1 protein-coding gene is annotated in these 1,786 nt (G+C 73.5%); it reads right to left on the reverse strand.

Annotated elements, in window-relative coordinates; translation table 11 throughout:
* Positions 1-252: 252 nt before the first annotated feature.
* A complete protein-coding gene (locus ACVNF4_RS35620; protein ID WP_461806977.1) occupies positions 253-1,704 on the reverse strand; it encodes an APC family permease in 1,452 nt (483 codons plus the stop codon).
* Positions 1,705-1,786: the final 82 nt, after the last annotated feature.

The raw sequence follows: 1,786 nt of genomic DNA on the forward strand, positions 1-1,786 counted from the left end.
CCGCCCAGTCGGCGCCGGTCGCGCGCAGCAGGTCGCGCGGGCCGTGCCATCTGCCGATCACGAGGTCCGCCCGGGTCGCGGTGAGGGCCTCGTCCCCGCAGTCGGGGTCGAAGTCGGGCGAGAAGCGGTCGCGTGCCATGAGGCCTGCCTCGGGGGTCGGGGACAAGAGGGGGCGGGGGAGGGGGGCCGTCGTGAGAAGCCGGCCGGGGACGTCGTCCGCCCGTGTGCCGGAAGCCTGCGGCCCGCAGCGGGTCAGAAGTCCGTCGGCAGGCCCTCGTACGCGCCTCTGTGGCCCGGGACGGCGTGGCAGGGGATCACCCGGGAGGCGTCGAGGCGGGTCGGGCGGTAGTAGTCGCTGCCTCGGTAGCGGAGCATGGGGATCAGGCCGAGGGCGAGGCCGCCGAGGCCGATGGAGACCGCCGTCACGCTCAGCCCGCCCAGGGACTGCGCGAAGACCCAGAACATGAAGAGCGCACCGCACAGCGGCCACACCCCGCCGAGCAGGAACACACTCGCGGACCTGAGCAGCACCTTCCGGTAGGCGACGACGGCGGCGAGCCCGGTGAGTCCGTAGTACAGGGCGATCTGGAGGCCGATCGCCGCGATCGCGTCGGAGAGGATCTCGCGCACCGAGCCGAGCGCGTTGGACGCGACGAGCAGCGTCAGCGCCACCGCCCCGACCACGGCGACCGCCACCCACGGCGTGTTCCAGCGCCGGTGGACCCGGCCGAGCGCGGCCGGCATCGTCCGGTCCCGGCCCATCGCGAACAGCGACCGCGTGACCTGGACGAGCGCGGTCTCCAGCGTCGCGACCGTCGACAGCATCACCGCCACGACCAGCAGCTTCCCGCCCCACCCGGGCCACACGGCCGCCCCGAGCGCCCCCAGCACGTTCGCCGCGCCGAGGTCGATCTCCTCCCGGGTCAGCACCACGTCCACGGCGACCGTGTAGACCTCGAACAGCACGAACACGACCCCGAGCCCGATCAGCCCCGCGAGCCCGGTCGTCCGGCGGCTGTCGCGCGTCTCCTCGCTGAGGTTGCTCGTGACGTCCCAGCCCCAGAAGTAGAACGCGGCGACCAGCGCCCCCGACGCGAACCCGGAGACCCCGTCGAACTGCCCGAGCCCGAACCAGGACCAGTCGAACGCCCGCGCGCTGTCCGCGTGCAGGAGGACCAGCCCGGCGAAGAGCGCGAGGATCGCCAACTCCACGCCGGTGATGACGAGTTGTGCCCGTGCGGTGAGCCGAGCGCCACCCAGTACGACGGCCAGCATCAGCAGGAACCAGCCCGCGCCGACCGCCGTCGACCAGGCCGTGCTGTCCGCCAGCCCCTCGTCGAAGAGGGAGAGCGTCAAAGAGCCGGCGGGCAGGGAACCCGCGACCATGAAGAGGGTCGCGGCGACCACCAGCGCCCAGCCGCTGAGGAAGCCGAGGAACGGGTGGAGCGTACGGCCCACCCACGCGTAGGCGGCGCCCGCGTTCGCGTCGATCCGCCCCAGATGGCTGTACGCGAGCGCGATGCCGGTCATCGGCAGCGCACAGTAGAGCAGGGCCGCCGGGCTCGCCAGGCCCACCGCCCCCACCAGGACCGCCGTCGTCGTGGCGATCGAGTACGCCGGGGCGCTGCCCGCCACGGCCATCACCGCCGTGTCGAACGTGCCGAGGACGTTCGCCTGGAGCCCTCGGCCACTGCTGTTGCTCATGGGGTGCTGCTTTCCGTCGTGCACACCGCGCGGGGGACTGCCCGGCGGCGCGTGGGGGGTGGGGGGTTGCGACGGGGGGGGG

The organism is Streptomyces sp. S6, from assembly GCF_054880855.1.